General features: G+C 39.3%; 17 protein-coding genes and 1 riboswitch. Of the genes, 11 read left to right on the forward strand and 6 right to left on the reverse strand.

The window, feature by feature from the left end:
- The first annotated feature begins 46 nt into the window (after positions 1–46).
- The 5 genes from CVD27_RS13535 (at position 47) to CVD27_RS13555 (ending at position 7,064) form a co-directional block, all read left to right on the forward strand.
- Positions 47–1,966: a beta-glucoside-specific PTS transporter subunit IIABC gene (locus CVD27_RS13535; protein ID WP_101648439.1), complete on the forward strand. Its 1,920-nt coding sequence runs from the start codon at positions 47–49 to the stop codon at positions 1,964–1,966.
- Positions 1,967–2,102: 136 nt separating this feature from the next.
- Entirely contained in the window at positions 2,103–2,870 is a 768-nt protein-coding gene (locus CVD27_RS13540; protein WP_180960275.1) for a MurR/RpiR family transcriptional regulator, read from the forward strand.
- Between the two features lie 99 nt (positions 2,871–2,969).
- A complete protein-coding gene (locus CVD27_RS13545; RefSeq protein ID WP_101648441.1) occupies positions 2,970–4,424 on the forward strand; it encodes a glycoside hydrolase family 1 protein in 1,455 nt (484 codons plus the stop codon).
- Between the two features lie 190 nt (positions 4,425–4,614).
- Positions 4,615–6,066, forward strand: coding sequence for a 4-hydroxyphenylacetate 3-monooxygenase, oxygenase component (gene hpaB / locus CVD27_RS13550; protein ID WP_101648442.1), 1,452 nt, complete (start codon positions 4,615–4,617; stop codon positions 6,064–6,066).
- Positions 6,067–6,191: 125 nt separating this feature from the next.
- On the forward strand, positions 6,192–7,064 hold the full coding sequence (locus CVD27_RS13555; RefSeq protein WP_101648443.1) for an amidase: 873 nt from the start codon (positions 6,192–6,194) through the stop codon (positions 7,062–7,064).
- A gap of 140 nt (positions 7,065–7,204) precedes the next feature.
- Here CVD27_RS13555 and CVD27_RS13560 read toward each other — a convergent pair whose 3' ends face one another.
- Genes CVD27_RS13560 through CVD27_RS13570 form a run of 3 tightly spaced genes read right to left on the reverse strand, consistent with a single transcriptional unit; the run spans position 7,205 to position 10,826 of the window.
- Positions 7,205–8,545: an APC family permease gene (locus CVD27_RS13560; protein ID WP_101648444.1), complete on the reverse strand. Its 1,341-nt coding sequence runs from the start codon at positions 8,543–8,545 to the stop codon at positions 7,205–7,207.
- A 19-nt stretch (positions 8,546–8,564) separates the two neighbouring features.
- Entirely contained in the window at positions 8,565–9,464 is a 900-nt protein-coding gene (locus CVD27_RS13565) for an acetamidase/formamidase family protein (RefSeq protein WP_101648445.1), read from the reverse strand.
- Positions 9,465–9,485: 21 nt separating this feature from the next.
- Positions 9,486–10,826, reverse strand: a complete 1,341-nt coding sequence (locus CVD27_RS13570; protein ID WP_219621311.1) for a glutamine synthetase family protein — start codon at positions 10,824–10,826, stop codon at positions 9,486–9,488.
- Positions 10,827–11,049: 223 nt separating this feature from the next.
- Between CVD27_RS13570 and CVD27_RS13575 the strand changes: the two genes are divergently transcribed.
- The 5 genes from CVD27_RS13575 to CVD27_RS13595 all read left to right on the forward strand — a co-directional run bounded on the left by CVD27_RS13575 (position 11,050) and on the right by CVD27_RS13595 (position 16,866).
- Positions 11,050–11,946: a sigma 54-interacting transcriptional regulator gene (locus CVD27_RS13575; RefSeq protein ID WP_180960276.1), complete on the forward strand. Its 897-nt coding sequence runs from the start codon at positions 11,050–11,052 to the stop codon at positions 11,944–11,946.
- Positions 11,947–12,134: 188 nt separating this feature from the next.
- Positions 12,135–13,373, forward strand: a complete 1,239-nt coding sequence (gene fabF / locus CVD27_RS13580) for a beta-ketoacyl-ACP synthase II (protein WP_101648447.1) — start codon at positions 12,135–12,137, stop codon at positions 13,371–13,373.
- A gap of 191 nt (positions 13,374–13,564) precedes the next feature.
- Positions 13,565–14,731 carry a tryptophan synthase subunit beta gene (trpB, locus tag CVD27_RS13585; protein ID WP_101648448.1) on the forward strand — a complete coding sequence of 389 codons (1,167 nt, stop codon included), beginning with the start codon at positions 13,565–13,567 and terminating at the stop codon, positions 14,729–14,731.
- A 126-nt stretch (positions 14,732–14,857) separates the two neighbouring features.
- Positions 14,858–14,936, forward strand: a riboswitch (ZMP/ZTP riboswitch).
- Positions 14,937–15,082: 146 nt separating this feature from the next.
- Positions 15,083–16,282, forward strand: coding sequence for a phosphoglycerate dehydrogenase (locus tag CVD27_RS13590; protein ID WP_101648449.1), 1,200 nt, complete (start codon positions 15,083–15,085; stop codon positions 16,280–16,282).
- 137 nt (positions 16,283–16,419) lie between these two features.
- On the forward strand, positions 16,420–16,866 hold the full coding sequence (locus CVD27_RS13595) for a YaiI/YqxD family protein (RefSeq protein ID WP_101648450.1): 447 nt from the start codon (positions 16,420–16,422) through the stop codon (positions 16,864–16,866).
- 54 nt (positions 16,867–16,920) lie between these two features.
- Here the strand turns inward: CVD27_RS13595 and CVD27_RS13600 are convergent, their stop codons facing one another.
- From CVD27_RS13600 to ahpC, 3 genes are all read right to left on the reverse strand, one after another.
- Entirely contained in the window at positions 16,921–18,111 is a 1,191-nt protein-coding gene (locus CVD27_RS13600; RefSeq protein ID WP_257984357.1) for a glycerophosphodiester phosphodiesterase, read from the reverse strand.
- 358 nt (positions 18,112–18,469) lie between these two features.
- Positions 18,470–19,999, reverse strand: coding sequence for an alkyl hydroperoxide reductase subunit F (gene ahpF / locus CVD27_RS13605; RefSeq protein ID WP_101648451.1), 1,530 nt, complete (start codon positions 19,997–19,999; stop codon positions 18,470–18,472).
- A 249-nt stretch (positions 20,000–20,248) separates the two neighbouring features.
- The gene (gene ahpC / locus CVD27_RS13610) at positions 20,249–20,812 is read right to left on the reverse strand and encodes an alkyl hydroperoxide reductase subunit C (protein WP_101648452.1); all 564 of its coding nucleotides are present in this window, start codon (positions 20,810–20,812) and stop codon (positions 20,249–20,251) included.
- Between the two features lie 384 nt (positions 20,813–21,196).
- On the opposite strand from ahpC, the gene CVD27_RS13615 reads away from it, so the two are divergent.
- Complete coding sequence (locus CVD27_RS13615; protein ID WP_101648453.1) at positions 21,197–23,065, forward strand: V4R domain-containing protein; 1,869 nt, start codon at positions 21,197–21,199, stop codon at positions 23,063–23,065.
- Positions 23,066–23,137 lie beyond the last annotated feature (72 nt).

Consider the following 23,137-nt stretch of genomic DNA (forward strand, 5'->3'; position numbering starts at 1 on the left):
GAAACGGATACAAACTTTGGCTTTATACATTTTGGAGGTGTTTTTTATGGCTAAAAAGGATTACACAGGCTTAACGAGGAACATTTTAGAGTTAGTCGGAGGAAAAGATAATATCAATAGTGTTTTCCACTGTGTGACAAGACTTCGATTTAAGTTGAAGGACGAGAAACTTGCCAAAACAGAAGAGATTAAAAATTTAGAGGGTGTTGTGACCGTCATGCAAAGCGGCGGGCAATATCAGGTGGTTATTGGTAATCATGTACCTGATGTCTATGCAACATTCTTACAAGTAGCAAATATTAGTAGCACAGCTGATACTGGTTCTGAAGAAGCTAACAAAGCAGGATTATTTGCTAGATTTATAGATATGATTTCAGGAGTATTTACTCCCATTTTAGGCGTTCTTGCCGCAACCGGTATGATTAAAGGTTTTGCTGCACTAATACTTGCTTTACATTGGGTAGAGGCCACTTCAGGAACTTATAACCTACTGAATATCGCAGGAGACGGCTTATTCAATTTCTTACCTATCTTTCTAGGCTACACAGCAATGAAAAAATTCGGTGGAACACCTTTTATCGGAATGGCAATCGCCGCGGCTTTGGTGCATCCAACTTTGTCAACGTTATCATCAGGGAAACCACTTTATACACTGTTTCAAGGAACGTTATTCCAATCTGATATTCACATTACATTCTTAGGTATTCCAGTAATTATGATGAGTTATGCTTCATCCGTTATTCCGATTCTTCTTTCAACGTTATTTGCAGCAAAAGTAGAAAAAGGTTTCAAAAAAATCGTTCCAGATGTTGTAAAAACTTTCGTCGTTCCATTTTTAACTATTATTGTTATGGTTCCATTAACATTCTTAGTAATTGGTCCAGTTGCTACATGGGCAGGTAGTCTTCTTGGTGCAGCGACATTATGGATTTATAAGTTAAGCCCTGTTATAGCTGGTTTAATAATCGGAGGTTTTTGGCAAATATTCGTTATCTTTGGACTTCACTGGGGACTTGTTCCGATCGCCATTAACAACTTAACAACTTTACATTACGACCCGGTTCTAGCAACAACAGTAATGGTTTGTTTCGCACAAATTGGTGCAGTTTTAGCGGTTATGTTAAAGACAAAAAACAAAGGATTGAAATCACTAAGTTTTCCAGCTTTCATTTCAGGTATTTTTGGTGTGACGGAACCAGCTATTTACGGTGTAACATTACCGCTTAAGAAACCATTTATTATGAGCTGTATTGGTGGTGCAGTCGGCGGTGGTATTATTGCTGCTACTGCGGGTAAATTATGGATGTTTGGTGGGATGGGCATTTTCGTTTTCCCTGCCTTCATCAAACCAGGTTCATCACTAGATATGTCTTTCTATGGAGCAATCATCGCCTTAGTTGCAGGCTTTGTAGTAGCGTTTGTTTTAACTTATCTATTCGGTTTCAAAGATCCTGCAAGCAAAGAAACAAAAGCAGATGAAACAAAAACTAGAAAAGTATTTGATAAAAATCGTACACAGGAAGTTGTAAGCCCTTTAAAAGGAAAAATAATTCCATTAAATCAAGTAGAGGACGCAGCCTTCTCAAGTGAAGTAATGGGAAAAGGCGTAGCAATTGAGCCATCAGAAGGAAAAGTAGTTGCCCCTGTAAACGGTGTAGTAACGACATTATTTAAAACCAAACATGCCGTTGGTATTACATCCGATAACGGTGTAGAAATCCTTATCCATGTTGGAATGGATACAGTTAAATTAGAGGGAGAACATTTTATCGCACACATTCAACAAGGTGATACAGTAAAAGCAGGAGATTTATTAGTCGAATTTGACATCGCTAAAATCAAAGCAGCCGGTTGTGAAGTGACAACACCTGTAATCATCACAAACAGCGCAGATTATGCAGAAATTAACCCCACAGAAAAAGAATCAATTGAACAAAAAGAAACATTATTAACAGTTTTTGGTTAAAGAAGCATGGGGACGGTTCTGCTGCTTCGGAAGCAAGAGAACCGTCCCCGTGTCAAAAAGTGCCTTACCCGGTGGGGGAAAGGCACTTTTTGTTGTTTAGTGAAGTGTGATAGAATTTTAAGTTGAGGTGGGGAAATTGGAGCAGCTGATTTATACACTTTTGGCTTATATAAATAATTCTCTTAATAAGGATATAAATTATTACATAGCGAAAAGTCTTTTGGAACATATAAATAGGATAGAGAGTTTTTCGTTAGATACCGTTGCTGAGGCTTGTAATGTGGCTCCTTCTACTATTAATCGTTTTTGTAAAAGAATAGGTTTTAAAAACTTTTCAAACCTAAGAAATAGTGTGTCCATTCCAATGGGAGTAAATTTGTATGAAAAAGCAGAAACAGAGTTAAGTACCCAGATGTTTTTAAAACAATTGAATGAGAATATTGAAATGATCGAAAATATCCCAATACTAAATATTGATCGAATCGTAAACCAAATTCACCAATCGAGAAGAATTGTTATCTTAGGTTTTGAAAAGAATCAAATTCAAGCAATGGAATTACAAAAGAAATTATTTCTCTTTGGAAAGCTCTGCGAATGTGATACTAATCTTTTTAAACAAATTGATGCATTATCTGATCTATCAGATGAAGACATGATCATAACGATTTCCATTCAGGGGAATATCCTTTCCTATCATTTTCCAATCATGGAAAAACTCAAAACCGCTAAAGGTAAGAAATTACTTATTACTTTTTCTAGTGACCTTTATAAATTGGAAATATTCCATGATATTTTGCAATGCGGCAAAATTGAGAATAGCGGTGTCAGCAGTTTCACCCTTTTGCGATTGTTCGATGTATTAATCGACCGTTATCATCGCTTTTCGGTATCCAACTTCAGCTAGTCTTCAACTGGTCTTAAATAGACCAGTTTTTTTTGTCTAATGATAGTATGCTTATCTTATAGCTGATATCTTATTGATTCAATAATAGGAGGTATTCTAATGACACATAGACGTTTTCCAGAAGGTTTTTTATGGGGCGGTGCAACCGCAGCTAACCAATTAGAAGGTGCCTATAATGAAGGCGGTAAGGGATTGTCCATTTTTGATATGGTTACCTTTATCCCTAAAGAGGAACGAAAAAACGACATCGAGATGGATGTCAGAAGTGAAGAAGAACTGGAGAACTTATTAGCGGCCAAAGAGGGAGGCAATTTCCCTAAGCGCCGTGGAATTGACTTTTATCACCGTTATAAAGAAGACATTGCACTGTTTGCTGAAATGGGCTTTAAAACTTTCCGCATGTCAATCTCATGGCCGCGTATTTTTCCAAACGGTGACGAGTTAGTAGCTAATGAAGAAGGACTAGCTTTCTATGATCAAGTGTTTGATGAACTATTAAAGTATGGCATTGAGCCTTTGGTCACTCTATCACACTATGAAATGCCGCTTCACTTGGTACAAAAATATAATGGCTGGACTGACCGTCGCCTAGTCGATTACTTTGTTCATTATGCGGAAACGGTATTTAATCGTTATAAAGGGAAAGTAAAATACTGGTTAACATTTAATGAGATAAATGTATCCACCTTCTCTCCATATATCGGCAGCGGGATTCTTGTTGACCGTGTCGAGCATAAGGAACAAGCAGTTTATCAAGCGCTCCATCATCAATTTGTTGCAAGTGCACGAGCGGTAAAAGCATGTCACGAAATCATTCCAGGAGCCATGATCGGCTGTATGCTGGCTCGTATGGAGGTATATCCAGAAACATGCAGTCCAGATGATATTTTAGCGGCATTAGAAGAAGATCAAAAGAATCTATTCTTCACGGACGTTCAAGTACGCGGATATTATCCAAGCTATATGTTAAGCTATTTTGAAAAAAATAATATCAAAATTGATATGCTGCCTGGTGATGAAGAAATTTTGTTACAGCATCCGGTAGACTTCTTGTCATTTAGCTACTATATGACGATGGTGGCAAGTGGTAATCCTGATCGTTTAAAGGAAAAAGGAAACTTCTTCAATGGGATTAAAAACCCTTATTTAGAAGCATCTGATTGGGGCTGGCAAATCGATCCTAAGGGCTTAAGGATTTCGTTGAAGAAAATGTACGACCGTTATCAAGTACCTTTATTTATCGTGGAGAATGGTTTAGGAGCCTACGATAAAGTGGAGGAGGATGGCTCGATCAACGATGATTATCGAATTGATTACCTGCGCGCCCACATTGACCAAATGGGAGAAGCCATCAAAGACGGAGTAGAAGTGATGGGTTACACCAGCTGGGGCTGTATTGATTTAATCAGTGCGAGTACCTCAGAAATGTCTAAACGATATGGATTCATTTACGTCGACCAAGATGATTATGGCAATGGTACAATGGAAAGAAAGAAGAAAAAATCATTCGATTGGTACAAAAATGTCATCACAACAAATGGTGAAGAATTGTAATTATATGCATGGGGACGGTTCTCTTGCTTCCGAAGCAAGAGAACCGTCCCCATGCTTCGTTATTGGACATTTTCTCTATTTTAAAACTAGGCTTTTCCAATCGGAACAAGCTTCCTTTTCCTTCAATAAAATGATACTAGCTGAGCTAGTACGTTTTTTAGAGTACGCCACATAAGGGAGTAGGGGGAAAATGGGAATCATTAACGGAAAAGAGTTTATTGAACGTTTAAATAGGCTGAAAAATGAAGTTTGGTATGATGGTGAAAAAATTAAGGGTGAAATTTCAGAGCATCCTGCCTTTAAAGGGATCATGAAGTCCAAGGCATCCCTTTATGATTTACAAAATGATCCCGAGCTTAAAGAGGAGATGATTTTCTTTCTACCGGATAAAGAAGAACCTGTAGGAATCTCCTATTTGCAGCCAAAAACAAAAGAGGATTTAAAGCGAAGGAGAAGGATGATCGAACACTGGGCGCGGTTTACTCATGGGATGATGGGGAGAAGTCCGGACTATATGAACACAGCTGTTATGAGCTTTGCCTCCTCTGCCTCTCTTTTAAAGGGGAGGGAAAATTGTTTTCCTGAGAACATAGAAGCCTTATACAAACGGGCAATGGAGCAAGACCTCTCATTCACACATACTTTTATTACCCCCCAGGTCAATCGTGCTCAAGGCTATTTGGAATTATCCGACCAGCCGATCTCCGCTAAGGTGATTGATAGAAATGAAAAGGGAATAGTTATCAAAGGTGCCCGCTTGCTTGCGACTCAAGGTGGTTTGACGGATGAGGTTTTGGTGATTACCGCTCCAAGGTTATTTTTAGATCCCGATGAGGCCTTTGCCTTCTCCATTCCCTCTAATACAGAAGGATTAAAATTTATTTGCCGAGAATCATTTGTAGGAGGAGAATCCTCTTTTAATCATCCCCTTAGTTCAAGATATGAGGAAATGGATTCTATTGTTGTTTTTGAAAATGTGTTAGTACCATGGGACCGGGTATTTTATTACGACAATGTCGAAGCGGCTAATGACTTCATGAATCTAAGTTCCTTCCACACCTTTGCTTACCATCAAGTGGTCACAAGGCAAATCGTAAAAATAGAATTTATTCTGGGTGTTGCTCAACTTCTTGTCCAAACGATAAATGTTAGTGAGTATCAACATATCCAGGAAAAACTATCTGAAATCATGATTGGTCTTGAAACAATGAAGGCCTTACTTGAGAAGTCGGAAAACGATGCAGAAATAGATGAGTGGGGTCTGATGCGTCCTAGTACGCTTCCGTTGCAGATTGCATGTAACACTTTTCCTAAGATTTATCCCCGTTTCAGCGAAATTATTCAATTAATCGGAGCTAGTGGAATGGTTTCATTACCAACCGAGAAATCTTTTAATTCAGAAATAAGACCAGAATTAGACCAGTATCTACAAGCCAAATCTATGAATGCCGAGGATCGTGTTAAGATATTTCGTCTGGCATGGGACCTAACCATGAGTTCATTTGGTACACGGCAAACTCACTATGAAAGATACTTCTTTGGCGACCCTATTCGATTATCTAGCAATTTATACCGGACCTATCAAAAAGAAAGCCATGTTAAAAGAATAAGTGAATTTTTAGATCTAAAAGATATAGAGTGAACATGGGGACGGTTCTCCTGCTTTTGGAAGCAGGAGAACCGTCCCCATGCTTTCAAAATCGTGTATAATAGAGGTTGCCAGGTTCCATTCTGTGAGCCATGGGTGACAGAATGGAGGATTAACTTGTGAAAAAACTAGTCATTTCAGCAGTTGTCTTTTTCTCTATTTTTTCGGGGGGCTTTGGAGGGAGTGCAAAAGCATCCGGGGCGCAAACCTTGGCTACCTGGCTGTGGAATCCGTGGAAACTTGTGAATGATGAATCAGGTACTCTTGCCTTTCTCGAAGGAAAAAACGTAAACAAGGTATATTTGCAAATAGATCGTGAGATACCGCTAACGGTTTACCGAAGCTTTATCGAGAAAGCTTCTGCCAAAGGAATCAAAATCTACGCACTTGATGGTGGACCTAACTGGGTAGCTCCAAAAGTGGATAGAAACCTAGACCTATTGATGAATTGGTTAAAAACGTACCAAAATGGATCATCTTCTTCCCAAAAGTTTGCTGGTGTCCATTTAGATGTGGAGCCCTATTTATACAGCGGCTGGTCAACCAACCAGGCTGGAATCATAAAATCATATCAAGCCCTATTGTTGAAAGCAAAAAGCAGTGCTGCTGTTTTAGCTGTGCCGCTAGAAGCAGACATTCCCTTCTGGTTTGATGAAACTGCCTATAAAAACACATATGGAAGAGGAACATTAGCTGAATGGGTAATAGCTAATACAAATAGCGTTACAATTATGGCTTATCGGGATTCGGCATCAATGATCATTGATCTTGTAAAAAATGAAATTGCCCTTGCAGGTAATTATAATAAGCAGCTAGTCGTTGGTGTAGAAACAGGAGAGACAAGTGAAGGTGAATCCATTTCCTTTTATGAAGAAGGAGAAGCTTATATGAACCAGGAGCTGGCGAAGGTAGAAAGCTTTTATGCCGGGACATCTGGGTATAGTGGTGTAGCTGTTCACCATTTTGACAGCTGGCAGTCAATGAAACCATAAAAATAGCAGCGACGTTCATATTGGACGGTGCTGCTATTTTTTATGTTTAAGATAAGGTTTTCTAGAGAAAAAGAGACAGCCCAGGGTCTAATTTTAGACTTATGGGACTGGACTGCTCTAGTTAATTTCTCTTGCGATTATTAAATATCCAGTGAAGTGGCTGATGCCTTAAATACTTTAGTTATAATGAATAGATAAACAGCACCAATAATAACCCAAATTACCCCAAGTTTAATTGCAGTTATATCCATTCCTTTCATTACATATCCAATGACAAGGAATCCGATAAGCGGAAGAATTAGATGCCGAACAAACTGCTTTGACTTTTGGCGAATCATATAATGATTAATAACCGATACATGGAGGACCAGGAACCCTGTCAATGCTCCGAAATTAACAATATTAGTTAGAACACCAATATTACTTTGGAAGATTAACCCAACAATTAACGATACAGTTGCAACTAGAATCGTAGAAATGTAGGGGGTTTTAAACTTCGGATGAACCTTTGCAAGGATAGCAGGCAATTTACGGTCACGTGCCATAGAAAACAAGATTCTTGAAATAGCTGCTTGAGCAGCAAGTGCATTTGCGATTCCCCAAGAGAAGGCCGTAGCGATAATGGTTAAATTCTTTAACCAGGCTCCGCCAGCTTTTCCTGCGATCACGTAGAAGGCTGTGTCTAGATTGGTTAAACTTAAGCCGGCCCCAAGGTCACTGGCTACCCAAGTCTGGACAATAAATAACACACCTACGATAAGAAGGGCTGAAATGGTAGCTTTACCTACTACTTTACTGCCTCCCTTTACTTCCTCAGACATTGTGGAAATACCATCAAACCCCAGGAAGGACAATACAGCAATAGACACTGCCCCCATTACCAGCGATAAATTAAATTCGCCTGGATTAAAAATAGGCTTTGTAGTTAAATGTCCGTTTCCAACTCCTTGAGACAGAGCTACGATACCGACAACGATAAAGATTCCTAATACGATAAATTCCAAGATTAAGATAATCTTATTGGCTTTTGCGGTAAACTCTACCCCAAAAACGTTAATAACAGTATTAATTAAGATAAATAGAATCAGCCATGCCCAAATTGGGATAGACGGGATTAATGCGGTTAGGGCCGCGGCACTAACGAGATATAAAAGTGCAGGAACTAGGATATAATCAAGCAAGATAGCCCATCCTGCAAGGAAGCCTACCTTGTCATTGATTCCTCGTTGGGCATAGGCATACACCGAGCCAGCAATTGGGAAAGCTTCGGACATTCTTGCATAACTCAAAGCCGTGAAGATCATTCCGGCCATCCCAATCATATACGCCAAAGCTACCATTCCCTTAGAAGCATCAGCAATATAACCGTAAACGCCAAAAGGAGCAATGGGTACCATGAAAATCATCCCGTAAATCAATAAATCCCAAAAGGTAAGTGCTCTCTTTAATTCCTGCTTGTAACCGAAATTCTCTAATGACATGTTCTTTTCCCCCAGTTCCTTAAATGGTTATTTTGAGTTGACGAACAATGGACAAAGGTAATTCAAAGCGAGCGGTTTTCAGTGGATCAACCACTTGTGAAATTTGTAAATTTCCCCCAATACTTAGTAAAGCGATCGCATCATGTTTGGTTAAGCCAGCTTCTGTTTCCAAAAAATCCACCATATTTTTTGTTGCCGTCGTAGCCGCATCATCGAGAAGTTTCTCCGAAGCAATGGTATAGAGTGCATGCTCTGTTTTCGCCATAGGGACTTTCCATTGCTTTCCTTTGATCACATTAACGGTAACGGTAACTTCTCCTGGAATCTCTACCCCGCAAACGGAAACCTCTCCGTCTCCCATAGCAGCATGCAGATCTCCCAGTGCTAATAAGGCACCTTCTACATTGACGGGTAAATAAAGCGTGGTACCCTCTGTAATCACTTTTGAATCCATATTTCCACCATGTTTATCAGGTGTGCCGCAAGAAATCGATTCTCCCCCAGCTGGAGCAGTTCCAATTACACCAATCATCGGGTTCATAGGCAGTTCGATTTTTTCTAGGAAAATCGCTTTTCCATCACGAATGGGAACGATTCGAATCACATTCTCGCTTAACTCCTCACCTATCACCCCAAGTCCTGGCCCAGTCACCATAACACCTTGATCCGCTAATTGAATCTTTTCTATTTTTACTTCTAAAATATCTCCTGGCTCTGCTCCTTCTACAAAGACAGGTCCAGTTGCGGGGTTGATTCGGTCCCAATCTAATTCATTAAAGGGTGTGTCTGCAGAAGTAATCTGATTTTCAAAACAATCACAGGTTTCAAACACAATTGTTGAACCATTCTCTGCATAAAGAGCTGGTTTGTTTTTATCAGACATAGCGTAAACTAAATTTTTTTTCTCTACTCGATACATACTAAACCTCCACTATTGTTGTTAAAAAATATCCTGGTATTCTTGTATTTCCCAATCGGTTACGTGGAACATGAAACGTTCGCACTCTGCCTGTCTCAGGGTAAGATAATCCATCATAAACGACTCCCCGAGCATTTCTTTAAAAAATGTATCCATTGTAAGAACATTGATGGCTTCCCAAAGTGACCTTGGAAGCGGCTCAAAATCCGAATGATAGGCATCCTGATTTTGTAGTGGCGAAGTTGGCTCTATTTTGTTACGAATCCCGTCTAAGCCTGCAGCTAAAATAGCGGCAAGGGATAAATAAGGATTGGTATCTGCTCCAGATAAACGGTGCTCTAATCGGGTATTCACTCCCCTTTGCCCCGGGATGCGGATCATTGCTCCGCGATGATCATAACCCCAAGTGTTCGTCGATGGGGCAAAAGAATACGGCTTAAGTCGTTTGTAGCTATTAACTGTCGGATTCACGAGTGCACATAAAGCACGGGCATGCTGTTGCTGACCGCCGATAAACCACCGGCAAAAATCAGACAAGCCATCCGGTGCTGATGCATCGTCAAACAAATTTTGATCTTTTTCATTATGAATGGATAAATTTAAATGGGCACCGCTTCCACTCATATCATTGATCGGTTTACTCATGAAAGTGGCTTTATAGCCTTTAGCATGTAGAATTTCTTTAATGCTTGTCCGGTAGTAAAAAGCCATATCAGCAATTTCTAAATTCCAAAATGGGGAATGAGTTACTTCAAATTGTCCCGAACCATACTCCGTATTGGCTACTTCAGGTCCAGCTCCCATTTCAGAAAGACCATTCAACAAGGAAACAAATATATCTTCCACTTGCGATTGTTTCGTTTCAGAAAAACAGTGTAATCCTTTCCATGCCGGTTCCAGCCCCTCTGCAGTTTCTTTAAAGACGTAAAATTCGTATTCGAAAGCTCCATAAACTCGATAGCCCAATTTTTTATATTCTTCTAGAACTCGCTTTAACACGTAGCGTGGAGCTGTTTCGATCGGTGTGCCGTCCCCTTTGTAAAGATCCCCAATCAGCCTTGCTATTCCGGTTTTATAGGGGAGAGGGCCAAATGTTGAGTAATCCGGTTGGATTTCCCAGCTTGGATATCCCCCGCTAAATCCTGCTCCAACCTTTGTTTGTACCGTTTCAGAAGTATCCATAGAAAATAGCACTGATGGAAAGGAAATACGTCCACTTGTTCCCATTTCTAAGAACTTTTGCACTGGAATGTACCTTGCCCGGGCGATATTAGAGTTATCATTTAGCGACATACGTACTGTATGAATTTGGTAATCCCGCGCCATTTGTTGAATATGATGCTGCCAATCAGCTTCTCTCAATCTAGCACACTCTCCCTTCTGTTCAATTATGAACCGTTGATAGTTAATTTTTATTTAATATACAAAATATTTTTACTTTTTTCAACTGTTTTTATTTTCTTTTATTGACAATGGTACGTTAATAAACCATAATAATATGATTATGAACATTTTAAGTTAATAAATGCGGTTCAATTTTGTTTTGGATTTCTTAAAGTTGAACCAATGTAGAGGTGAGGCTATCTTGGATATCTCTTATATTATTAAAAGCCCATTAAGTATTGCCTTATATGATATGGTCAAACGTTTTTCAAATTTTCCTTCTACCGTTTTAATTGAGGGAGAAATAGGTTCGGGGAAGGAAATGGTCGCAGAGACACTTCATAGTTTTAGCAATCGGTCCAATATGCCGTTTGTTAAAATAGACTGTGGTTCTATTTCGGACCAGGTGTCTGATAATGAGTTATTTGGAACAGACCGTGTATCGCCTGGCTTGTTTGAGTCAGCTAATCAGGGAACACTTTTTCTTGATGAAGTAGGTGAATTGAGTCCAAAAATACAAGTTAAGTTACTGCGGTTTTTACAAGATCGGGAAAATGATAGGGCAGGAGGAAGTTGGACCAAAAAGTTAGATATACGGATTATTGCAAGCTCTTCTTCTCCGCTTTTTCAACTCGTTAAGGAAAAGAAATTTCGTGAAGAGCTCTACTATCGTTTGAATATAGGTTATATTTCGGTTCCTCCATTACGCAACCGGCCGGAAGAAATCTTACCATTAATCAACCATTACCTTGACTATTACTGTAAGGAATACAAAATAAAGAAATGGTTCAAAAGTGAGACATTAGAAATTTTAAAAAATTACCCCTTTCCCGGAAATATCCTTGAATTAAGGAGTTTGGTTGAAAAGCTTTGCATAAGTACTAATGCTGAATACATTTTATCAGCTCACCTTCCTGAATATATCCAAGCAAAACCTGTGTCTATTAGTTCGTGGGAGTCCCAAGTGGGTGAGTTTGAGAGTCAATTAATTAGACAGGCACTTGAAATTGAAGGGAGTATTCGGAAGGCGGCTGCCCGTTTACAAATAAGCCATGCAACCTTATTGCGGAAAATGCAAAAATTAGGGATAGAAAAGTAAACATTTTACATGCAACGAAGTAAAAGCCAGAGGTTTATCCTCTGGCTCTTACTGTGTGATCAATTCCTTGCTTCCATGGTCTCTCAAACAAATCAATTTGTCCAACACCTCTTATTTAGTTAGAATATAAAGATGAAGGATAAGAGATTTGTTAACGGTTTTATTATCAAACGGGTGGGAGAGTTTACATGAAAAGAGTAGTGATTACAGGTATTGGAGCGGTCACTCCTGTAGGGAATGATGCTTTAACTACATGGGATAACATAAAAAATGGGGTTTCTGGGATTGGTCCTGCGACATTATTTGATGTGGAAAAAGTGGATGTCAAAATTGCAGCAGAGGTAAAAGACTTCTCTCCGGGAGCATTTATGGATAGAAAAGAAGCTAGAAGAATGGGGCGTTATAGTCAGTTCGCTGTCGCTGCAAGTAAAATGGCTGTTCAGGATGCTGGCATTCAAATTGGTAAGGATATTCAGCCTGAACGAGTCGGTGTTTGGATTGGATCCGGTATCGGCGGTTTAGGAGAATTCGAGGAACAGCATCTAAAATTTATTGAAAAAGGGCAAAGAAGGGTTAATCCATTTACCATTCCTATGTTTATTCCTGACATGGCGGCAGGCCAAGTTTCTATTGAACTAGGTGCCAAAGGGATTAACAATTGTTCGGTGACCGCATGTGCATCCGGAGCAAATTCCATCGGTGATGCATTCCGCGTGATTCAAAAGGGAGATGTGGATATGATGATTGCCGGCGGAACTGAAGCTACGGTTACGGCAATGACCGTTGCTGGTTTTTCTAATATGACCGCACTTTCAAAAAATCCAGATCCAAGCACAGCAAGCCGGCCTTTTGACAAGAATCGTGATGGATTTGTCATTGGAGAAGGCGCTGCAATCCTCATATTAGAAGAATTAGATCATGCCTTAGCTCGTGGTGCTCACATATATGGAGAACTCATCGGCTACGGGGCGACAGGGGATGCTCACCATATTACGACACCTGCGCCTGAAGGGGAAGGCGCCCAGCGTGCAATGAAGTTAGCGTTAGAGGATGCTGGAATTACACCGGATGAAGTGGACTATATCAATGCACATGGTACCTCCACTGCATACAATGATTTGTATGAAACATTAGCCATCAAAGAAGTGTTTAAAGAGCATGCCTATAAGCTTTCTGTAAGTTCGACAAAATCAATGACAGGCCACTTGTTGGGAGCAACCGGGGCAATCGAAGCTATTATTTCTCTATTAACTATCAAGGAAGGTATCATTCCTCCAACCATAAATTATGAAACACCTGATGAAGAACTGGACTTAGATTATGTCCCTAACGTGGCAAAACAAAAAGATGTACAAGTTGTACTTTCTAATTCATTAGGTTTTGGCGGACACAATGCTACATTGATATTTAAAAAGTTTACTGAATAACTATTAATTAAAAGTACCTTTGGAACTCCAAAAGGTACTTTTTCTATTATAGATTTATTTTATGGCACTGATTTATTATATCCAAATAAAAACAGTTTGCTGGAAAGGAGGAAACTGTTAAAATAATAGTTAGAATATTCGGTTATCAGTTAACTGATACAAAATATAGTTTAGAAGGAGACGAGATGAGCATGGATGGAGTAAGTGTAGAGAAAGGTTATTTTGGTGAATTTGGAGGCAGTTTTATTCCAGAGGATTTGCAGACAGTCATGGACGTTTTAGAAGAACAATTCTTGCGCTATAAGGATGATCCTGAATTTATTGAAGAATATAAATACTATTTAAAAGAGTATATCGGGAGAGAAAATCCCTTAACATTTGCAGAGAATTTAACGGAAAAAATAGGCGGCGCGAAAATTTACTTAAAACGAGAAGACTTAAATCACACTGGAGCCCACAAAATCAATAATGCTATCGGGCAGATTTTACTAGCCAAACGAATGGGAGTTAAGCGAATCATTGCAGAAACAGGCGCAGGTCAGCATGGCGTTGCAACGGCAACAGCATGTGCCATGTTTGGAATGGAATGTGTTATCTATATGGGCAAGTTAGATACCGAACGCCAGGCACTAAATGTTTTTCGCATGGAATTACTTGGTGCAAAAGTTGTTCCTGTTTCAAAGGGACAAGGCCGTTTAAAGGATGCTGTTGATGAAGCATTAGGAGATTTAATCCAAAACTATAAAAATACTTTCTATTTATTAGGTTCGGCTGTCGGCCCTCATCCGTATCCAACAATGGTTAAACATTTTCAGTCGATTATTAGTGAAGAATCCAAACGCCAGATCCTTGAAAAAGAAGGGAAGCTGCCAACTGCGGTCGTTGCCTGTGCAGGCGGTGGAAGTAATGCAATTGGTGCATTTGCCCACTATATTGAAGAAAAAGATGTCCGCCTCATTGGAGTAGAACCAGCGGAGGCCCCAAGCTTAAGTGAAGGGGTACCAGCAGTTATCCATGGTTTTAAATGTTTGACATTATTAGATGAAAATGGCGACCCTAAACCAACCTATTCGATTGCAGCTGGTCTCGATTACCCTGGTATTGGACCAGAACATAGCTACTTGAAGACAAGTGGAAGAGGCGAGTACGTAACAGTTACTGGACAAGAAGCGTTAGATGCTTTTCTATTACTTAGTAAGACAGAAGGCATTATTCCAGCACTAGAAAGCTCTCATGCAGTAGCTTATGCTTCTAAACTAGCAAAAGAATTAACAGAGGATGATGTGCTGATTGTAAATTTATCAGGACGCGGCGATAAAGATGTAGAGCAGGTTTTTGAGATGCTAAAAAATAAATAGAATAATTGCTGAAACCCGAATCATTCACTTTGCACATTTGTAAACAATTTAGATAATAATTTTTCAAAGGATTATTTTACAATTGAAAAGTATTAGAAAATTTGTTAAAATAAAAAATAAATTTAAAAGGCTATGTGTGACTGGCGAAACGCGGATAACCGTGAGGGAGCACATAGTGTCGAAGCCGTTCGCCTGGGCAGAGGTAAGGGAAGAATTGTTTCCCTTACCTCTTTCTGTATAATAGGAGGCGGTATTCCATAATTTTGTAATTGTGAAATTTTGTACAATGTAAGGATGAATTAGGTATTTTAATATTTTCATAAACTATCCTATCTAAAGAGAGGTATAAAGATGAGCACACTAGTTATCGACAACGTGAAAACAATTAAAACATTAAACAATATCGCAGAAAGCGGCCTAAAGGTATTTAATAAAGGTAATTTTGCAGTTGATAATGACAGTGAGAATCCTGATGCAATTGTTGTCCGCAGCTTTAATATGCATTCATTAGAATTCGGTTCTAATCTAAAAGCGATCGCTCGTGCTGGAGCGGGTGTCAATAACATTCCGGTTGAAAAATGCACACAGCAAGGGATTGTTGTTTTTAATACACCTGGTGCCAATGCGAATGCAGTAAAAGAAATGGTGTTAACTTGTCTTATGGCATCTTCCCGTAACCTTTTTGAAGGTGTGGCATGGACAAAGACGCTAGAAGGCGAAGGAGATCAGGTGCCAAAGCTAGTTGAAGCAGGCAAGAAACAATTTGTTGGGAAAGAGATTAAAGGAAAAACACTTGGTATTATTGGTTTAGGTGCGATCGGAGCACTTGTAGCAAATGATGCCCTTGATTTAGATATGGATGTTATCGGGTTTGACCCGTTCATTTCTGTCGATACAGCATGGAATTTGTCACGTAATGTACAGAGAGCGATGACCATTGATCAGTTATTTGCTGAGTCTGATTATATTACTGTTCATGTTCCTTTAACCAACGACACCAAAGGGATGTTTAATAAAGAATCATTTAGCAAAATGAAGCCGGGTGTTCAAATTTTAAACTTCTCACGTGGTGAGTTAGTGAATGAAGTCGACATGGCCGTTGCATTGGAAGAAGGAACTGTTGGCAGATATATTACAGATTTCCCTAATGAAACTGTCTTAAAAATGAAAAATACCATTTCAATTCCTCATCTTGGTGCGTCAACAGCAGAATCAGAAGAGAACTGTGCGATTATGGCAGCTCGCCAAGTGAAGGACTTATTGGAAACAGGAAACATCAAAAACTCAGTTAATTTCCCAAATGCTGAGCTTCCTTACACAGGAAAACGTCGTGTCGCAGCTTTCCACAGAAACATACCAAATATGGTTGGGCAGATCACATTAGCCATTTCTAGCTATAACCTAAACATTGCTGACATGGTGAACAGAAGCCGTGGCGAATTTGCCTATACGATGATTGACATCGAAGACAAAGTAAACGGGGATGTAATTCCAGGATTGGCTAAGAAGATTTGTCAAATCGAAGGAATCGTTACTGCACGTATTATCTAAGCATTCCTAATAAAATATAAGTGAAGCACAGGGACAGTTCTCGGCTCTAAGAAGCATGAGAACCGTCCCTGTGCTTATTTATATGGATTTTAGGGAAAAATATTTAGAGATTAACTAGATTTACAGGAGAGATAAAGATGAAAGTTTATGTTGATGCAGATGCTTGTCCGGTAAAAGATATTATTATTTCTGAAGGAAGGAGTGCACAAATTCCGGTTATCCTTGTTACGAGCTTTTCTCATTTTTCTAATGCGGAGCAACCATCAGGAGTGGAAACTATTTATGTGGATTCTGGAGCCGATGCAGCCGATTATCGAATTATGAAGCTGGCGGAGACTGGGGATATAATTGTTACGCAGGATTACGGTCTTGCATCACTAGGATTAGCCAAAGGAAATATAGTCCTTCACCATAAAGGATTTCGTTACACAAATGAAAACATTGATCAATTATTACAAACGCGATACCTAAGTGCAATGGCTCGAAAAGGCGGCAAGCGAACCAAAGGCCCCAAGCCATTTACAGCAGAAGATCGAGAACAATTTAAGAAGCTTTTTAAACAAATCATTTCTAGTTTGGAATAATGGAAACACGGGGACGGTTCTCATGCTTCAGAAGCATGAGAACCGTCCCCGTGCTTATGGTAGTGTTTGAAACGAACCGGTTATAATGTATTTGCTGGAGACCGTATAAGCCCTGTAGTAATATTTTGTACTAGGCTTTAATCCGATAAATTCTACACTTGCTATAAAATCATGGTATTCATCGGCATGGCCCGTTTTAACCATCGTATGGCTGTTAAAGTGATTGTCCGTTGAAATTTCAAAACGAACTCTTGTGTTTCCATTGGTACGGACCCATAAAATGGCTGAGGTGTTCGTTATATCCCCGTTGGCAACTCCGTGTGAAATAAATGGCTTTTCCAGTAAATCCACAAGTTGGTCGGTATTATTAGTGAATTGACCGTCCACTCCAAGCGAAAGCAAGGATACCATATCGTCCTGAGTGTTGACAGTCCATGGATGGACGAGGAGGTAATACTGATGAGCGGCTCTAACCAGCTTCCGGCCAACCAGTTCCTTACTAGGACCTACACCAGCTGCATATTCCGAAACTCGTTTGAATTCTTGATATACATTTTTACCTGCAAGCATACCTCTTTTATAAAGTTGAACCAACTTTACCTGAGGGGCGAGTTTTTTCAATTTACGAAGGCTCTGTTCACTGAATGATTCGAGGAAAAGCTTCCGGTTATCGAGGACGTTTGTTTTGTTTAAGATCTCAATTACATTCTCTTCCATGCCTGGATAAACACCCGGTGCTTTGGTTTCTATATAAAGACCAACTTCTCCTTTTCCATGCTGTTGGACAAAGTTAATTGCTTCCTCCAGGGTGGGGACATGCTGCCCGATGAATTCTTTTTTTGCCTGAGCAGGATATGTCTTATTAAACCATGATCCAGCATCCAGTCGGCGGATCTCTTCTAACGTAAAATCCTTTACCCGCCATGGTGCACGATTTGGAAAAAATGCCTCTGCATTGGTGGTCCTCGCTAAGGTTTCATCATGGAGGGTAACCAAATGACCGTCCTTTGTCATTTGCAAATCGAATTCCACATAATCGGCCTTCATCATGATGGCCTGCTTATAGGCTGCCAGTGTATTTTCAGGTCCATAAGCAGATGCCCCGCGATGAGCAATTACCATTACATCTGTGGTTATTGGACGTAAGGTCATTTGTCTATATTTAGTTTCTGTGCCTTGAAGCGGCTGTGCTAAAACGCAATAGGGAGCTGCTGAAATAGACAGGCAAGCAAAAATGGCAAGCAAGCTTTTTTTAATATTAATTCAACTCCTAACAAAGCTGTTTGAAATGGAAAAAGAATTATTTTCCATCAAAATTGTACTATAAGAGCTATGTATCAGGAATATTATCATATCCTATGAAAGCTTATATTATTAGGTCTTGAATACTGTTTTAGCTGGTAGTTTGAAAGGAAGAAATAGATAACAAGCGTGTCTCTAGGTACAAACACTATTATTGATAGCGTTTTTATACAAATTTATATTTGTGGAGAATCTCTCTATTGAAGGCTACGGGGTAATAATCCTTGGAGAATGGTAACATAAAAAGGGAATTGGACTTATCCAATTCCCTGATTTTTTTTATATAGATATTATGCAAAAACTAGTTTCGAATCAGATAATCGAATGCACCTAGTGCTGCTGTTGCACCGGATCCCATCGAAATAATGATCTGCTTATATGGGCTATTTGTACAGTCTCCTGCAGCATAAACTCCAGGGACGCTAGTAGCACCGTGCTGATCAACAATGATTTCACCCATGCGAGTACGTTCTACTGTCCCTTCTAGCCAATCCGTATTAGGTACAAGTCCAATTTGAACAAACACACCTTGCAATTCAACGTGATGCTCTTCTTGTGTATCACGATCCATGTAAGTAATTCCATTTACCTTATCAGTACCAGTAATTTCCTTAGTTTGTGCATTCTTAATTACCGTTACGTTAGGAAGGCTGTTAAGTCGGTTTTGTAGGACAGAATCAGCTTTCAATTCAGGAGCAAACTCAATAACGGTTACATGCTTTACTATACCTGCAAGGTCAATCGCTGCTTCAATACCGGAATTACCGCCGCCAATAACGGCAACGTCTTTTCCTGCAAATAATGGACCATCACAGTGTGGGCAGTAGGCAACACCTTTGTTTTTGAACTCCGACTCACCAGGGACTCCGATATTACGCCAACGGGCACCTGTTGATAGAATAACAGTTTTACTTCTTAAAATAGCACCGTTCTCTAGTACGATGGCGATAAGATCCTTCTTCTCTAAACGCTTTGCACGCTGTAAATTCATGATATCTACATTGTATTCTTTCACATGTTCTTCAAGACTTGCGGCGAGTTTAGGTCCTTCCGTGTATTTCGTACCGATAAAGTTCTCAATACCTAAGGTATCCATCACTTGTCCGCCAAAGCGTTCAGCAATAATTCCTGTACGAATCCCTTTACGTGCTGCATAGATGGCCGCACTTGCACCAGCAGGGCCGCCGCCAACAACAAGCACATCAAATGGTTCCTTATCAGAAAGCTCTGATGCATCAGAACCATTGCCCATCTTGGCAAGAATTTCCTCAAGTGTCATACGGCCGCTGCCGAAGGATTCTCCATTTAGAAAGACAGTTGGTACAGCCATGATGTTCTTGTTATCTACCTCTTCTTTAAATGCGGCTCCATCAATCATCGTATGAGTGATGTTAGGGTTAAGAGTGCTCATGATGTTTAGGGCTTGTACCACATCAGGACAGTTATGGCAGGTTAGGCTGATATATGATTCGAAGTGATAATCACCTTTTATATTTTTTACTTGATCAATTAGCTTTTGATCTACCTTAGGAGATCTTCCGCTTACCTGTAATAGAGCTAAAACTAATGAAGTAAATTCGTGTCCAAGAGGAACACCGGCAAACGTTACCCCAGTGTCTTCGCCGATACGATTGACACTAAAGCTTGGGGTTCTTTCTAATTCAGTCTTTTTTACTTTAATATGGGAGGACATGTTGGCTAATTCGTCGACTAAATCAAGCATGTCACGGGAAACGTCATCGGAGCCTGCACTTACTTTAAGAAGCACATCTCCCTCCATCATTTGGAGATATTGGGCTAACTGGGCTTTAATATCTTTATCTAGTATCATTAATCTCACTCCTTAAATTTTTCCTGCGAGTCAGTTGAGAATTCTATAAATGATAATAATTCTAATTCAATAATTATTATCATATAAAACCCATTATCTTGTCAAGTGAAAAAACCTATTGTTTAGGCTTTTAAGAAGAAAAAGTGATCCTTTAAATTCCACATTAACAGTTTAATTATGTATTTAAAAAAGGGAATTGGATGAATCCAATCCCCTTAGTATTTTTGAACGTTCTCTTACATATATTCCTTAGATTTTACCTACAAGGTCAAGGCTTGGCTTAAGTGTTTCTCCGCCTTCTTGCCATTTAGCAGGGCAAACTTCACCTGGATTGTTACGAACGTATTGTGCTGCTTTAATCTTGTTCACAATAGTGCTTGCGTCACGGCCAATGCCATCTGCATTGATTTCCATAGCTTGAACTTTACCGTCTGGGTCGATGATGAAAGTACCGCGTTGTGCAAGACCTTCTTCTTCATCTAAAACATCAAAGATGCGAGTGATCTTTTGAGAAGGGTCACCAACCATGATATATTCAATTTTGCTGATTGCTGGTGAATGATCATGCCAAGCCTTATGAGTGAAATGAGTATCTGTTGATACAGAGTAAACTTCTACACCAAGATCTTTTAATGTTGCATATTGGTTTTGAAGGTCTTCTAACTCAGTAGGGCAAACGAATGTGAAATCTGCTGGATAAAAGCAAACAACACTCCACTTTCCTTTTAAGTTTTGATCAGATACAGTGATGAAATCACCATTATGGTAAGCTTGTGCTGTGAATGCTTGTACTTCTTTTCCGATTAATGACATAATCAAATTCCTCCTAAAGTTGGTTTGATAGTTTTTGGTAAACTATAATAATTCTAATTCAATAAGTATTATCATATACACTTCGTTGCATTGTCAAGTGGAATGTCTCAATTGTATGGATGCTTTGTTTTACATAGTTAATATGATAGTAAAAGTATTTCTATTTTCATCCAATATTATTCTCATTTAGAGAAGTTAGTGAGAACTTGATAGCGAAATAATGTAGATGAACATTAAGTATCTTGCCGTAATTTTCTTTGAAGTATTCAGATTCTTCCATTAGAATAATATGTGTGCGCTTACATTGTAAAAAGAAGATGTCAGGCTCTGCATTTGAATATTTCTTATTATGTTCAATCTATCATCAAAACAGGATGTGGTGGCATGAGCGTTAGAATTACGGAAGAAAATTATAGCCATGAGGCTGTTAAAGAAAATCGCAAGATTATTACATCAGCCTCTGTTTTCGGTATCTTAAGACAGCAGCTGGTCAAAAATATAGGAATCAAACGGATTAAGGGATTTTTGTTTCATTATGGCTGGGAAATGGGGATCAATGTAGCCAATGAAGCTTTGCAAACGGACTCCTCCATAGAAAATCTCATCAAGCATGGCCCTATCCTGCACATCAAAAATGGTCATATAAGCGGGATTAAACATGATTGTACCTTTGAATTAGATGAAAAAAAGCAAATCCGTGACTTTTATTCATTCGGTACTTGGTATGAATCATATGAGGCTGAAGAGCATATAAAACGTTTCGGACAATCAGATGGTCCGGTATGTCATACTTTAATAGGTTTTGCGAGTGGGTTTATGTCTACCGTATTTGGAGAGCCGCTTCTAGCTCGAGAAACCGCATGTGTTGGTAAAGGTGATCCAGAGTGCCGCTGGATCATGAAGCCAAAAAAGGATTGGGAAATGGAACTTCAAGATCCACATGAACTAGATTTTTATAATGAAACCACCATCGTCAAGGAACTAGAATTAACGTATGATCAATTACTTGACCAAAAAAATGTCGTTACCCGCCTGGCCCATTTTCAAAACCAGTTAACGGAAGAGATTATCAATGGAAGCGGCTTACAAACTATTGCTGACATGGTTTATCAAATGGTGCAAATCCCAATTATTGTAGAAGATAACGTTCACCGTACAATTACCTATTCGGGAATTGACTCAGATACATATTTGCTCCTGGCATCCGACATGGAAAATTATCTTCAAAAAATACAATTAAAGACAAATCCGCTTTTACCATTTAGAAAAAAAATCATCAAAACATCCATTCAAGAACGCCTAATTACACCGATCCTATTACAAAAGCAAGTTATCGGTTACTGTTCCTTTTTCTATGAAGATATCAAAAATCATTATCATGAAGAAGATTATTTGTTTTTAGACCGATTTGCCAATGCAGCCTCTCTGATTCTCTTAAATGAGAAAACGAAGTTTGAGACATTTGAAAGAATGAAAGGCAGTTTCTTAGAACAAATCTTAGAGAATAGGCTGCCTGCGAGTGAGATTATCAAACGGGGAAAATACACCGGTGTTAACTTGGAACAAAACTATTATATAGCGATTATGGAATATAAGAAAACGCAAGGCTCTATTGAAGATGACTTTCTCTTGCAGGAACAAATCTTTGAAACAACTTTTCGCTATTTTAAGGAGAAAAAGCATCATATATTAGCCGGACACCGGGACGGGAACATGGTGTTATTTATCACAAATGAAACACTGCAAAACAAAGCAATACAAAATGCCATGCAGGAATACTTTGATTATATGCATCAAAATTTTCCTAGAAGTCATTTTAAACTTGGTATCAGCCGATTAGGTGAAGATATAAACCAAGCCCTCAGGTGTTATGAGGAGGCGGCCATTGCCTTACGTTTAGCGTTCAAGAAGAAAATCGTTCCATTTCAATCCTTAGGCATTGTAGGGGTGCTGATTAATTCAAAGAATATCAGCGCGATCAAAATGATTGCCAAGCAGGAGCTTGGAGCGCTGTATAACATTCAGGATCATAAAATGGTGGAACTGCTGAAGACATTGTATATCTTTCTGCTGAACGGAGGGAAGCTTGAGCAAACCATGCTGGATTTAGCATTGTCTATGAGCGGACTCCGGCATCGGATCAGCAGAATTGAAAGCTTGCTGGAAAAGGATCTTCGTGATGCTCAGGAAATGCATCAGCTGCTTCTAATTATAAAGTCTTTGATTGCTATGGGAGAAATTACATTTGATTAAACGCCATCCGGTATAACCCGGGTGGTTTTTTAGTGGGTATTTTGCAGTGCTTGCTTTGAACTATGTACCTAG

The sequence above is a fragment of the Neobacillus cucumis genome (genome assembly GCF_002860255.1).
GTDB classification, from domain to species: domain Bacteria; phylum Bacillota; class Bacilli; order Bacillales; family Cytobacillaceae; genus Neobacillus; species Neobacillus cucumis_A.

Bases quoted from the DNA above. Each gene is read 5' to 3' on its own strand.
- CVD27_RS13535 (WP_101648439.1), top strand. From the start codon at position 47: ATGGCTAAAAAGGATTACACAGGCTTAACGAGGAACATTTTAGAGTTA.
- CVD27_RS13545 (WP_101648441.1), top strand. From the start codon at position 2,970: ATGACACATAGACGTTTTCCAGAAGGTTTTTTATGGGGCGGTGCAACC.
- hpaB (WP_101648442.1), top strand. From the start codon at position 4,615: ATGGGAATCATTAACGGAAAAGAGTTTATTGAACGTTTAAATAGGCTG.
- CVD27_RS13560 (WP_101648444.1), bottom strand. From the start codon at position 8,545: ATGTCATTAGAGAATTTCGGTTACAAGCAGGAATTAAAGAGAGCACTT.
- CVD27_RS13565 (WP_101648445.1), bottom strand. From the start codon at position 9,464: ATGTATCGAGTAGAGAAAAAAAATTTAGTTTACGCTATGTCTGATAAA.
- fabF (WP_101648447.1), top strand. From the start codon at position 12,135: ATGAAAAGAGTAGTGATTACAGGTATTGGAGCGGTCACTCCTGTAGGG.
- trpB (WP_101648448.1), top strand. From the start codon at position 13,565: ATGGATGGAGTAAGTGTAGAGAAAGGTTATTTTGGTGAATTTGGAGGC.
- CVD27_RS13590 (WP_101648449.1), top strand. From the start codon at position 15,083: ATGAGCACACTAGTTATCGACAACGTGAAAACAATTAAAACATTAAAC.
- CVD27_RS13595 (WP_101648450.1), top strand. From the start codon at position 16,420: ATGAAAGTTTATGTTGATGCAGATGCTTGTCCGGTAAAAGATATTATT.
- ahpF (WP_101648451.1), bottom strand. From the start codon at position 19,999: ATGATACTAGATAAAGATATTAAAGCCCAGTTAGCCCAATATCTCCAA.
- ahpC (WP_101648452.1), bottom strand. From the start codon at position 20,812: ATGTCATTAATCGGAAAAGAAGTACAAGCATTCACAGCACAAGCTTAC.
- CVD27_RS13615 (WP_101648453.1), top strand. From the start codon at position 21,197: ATGAGCGTTAGAATTACGGAAGAAAATTATAGCCATGAGGCTGTTAAA.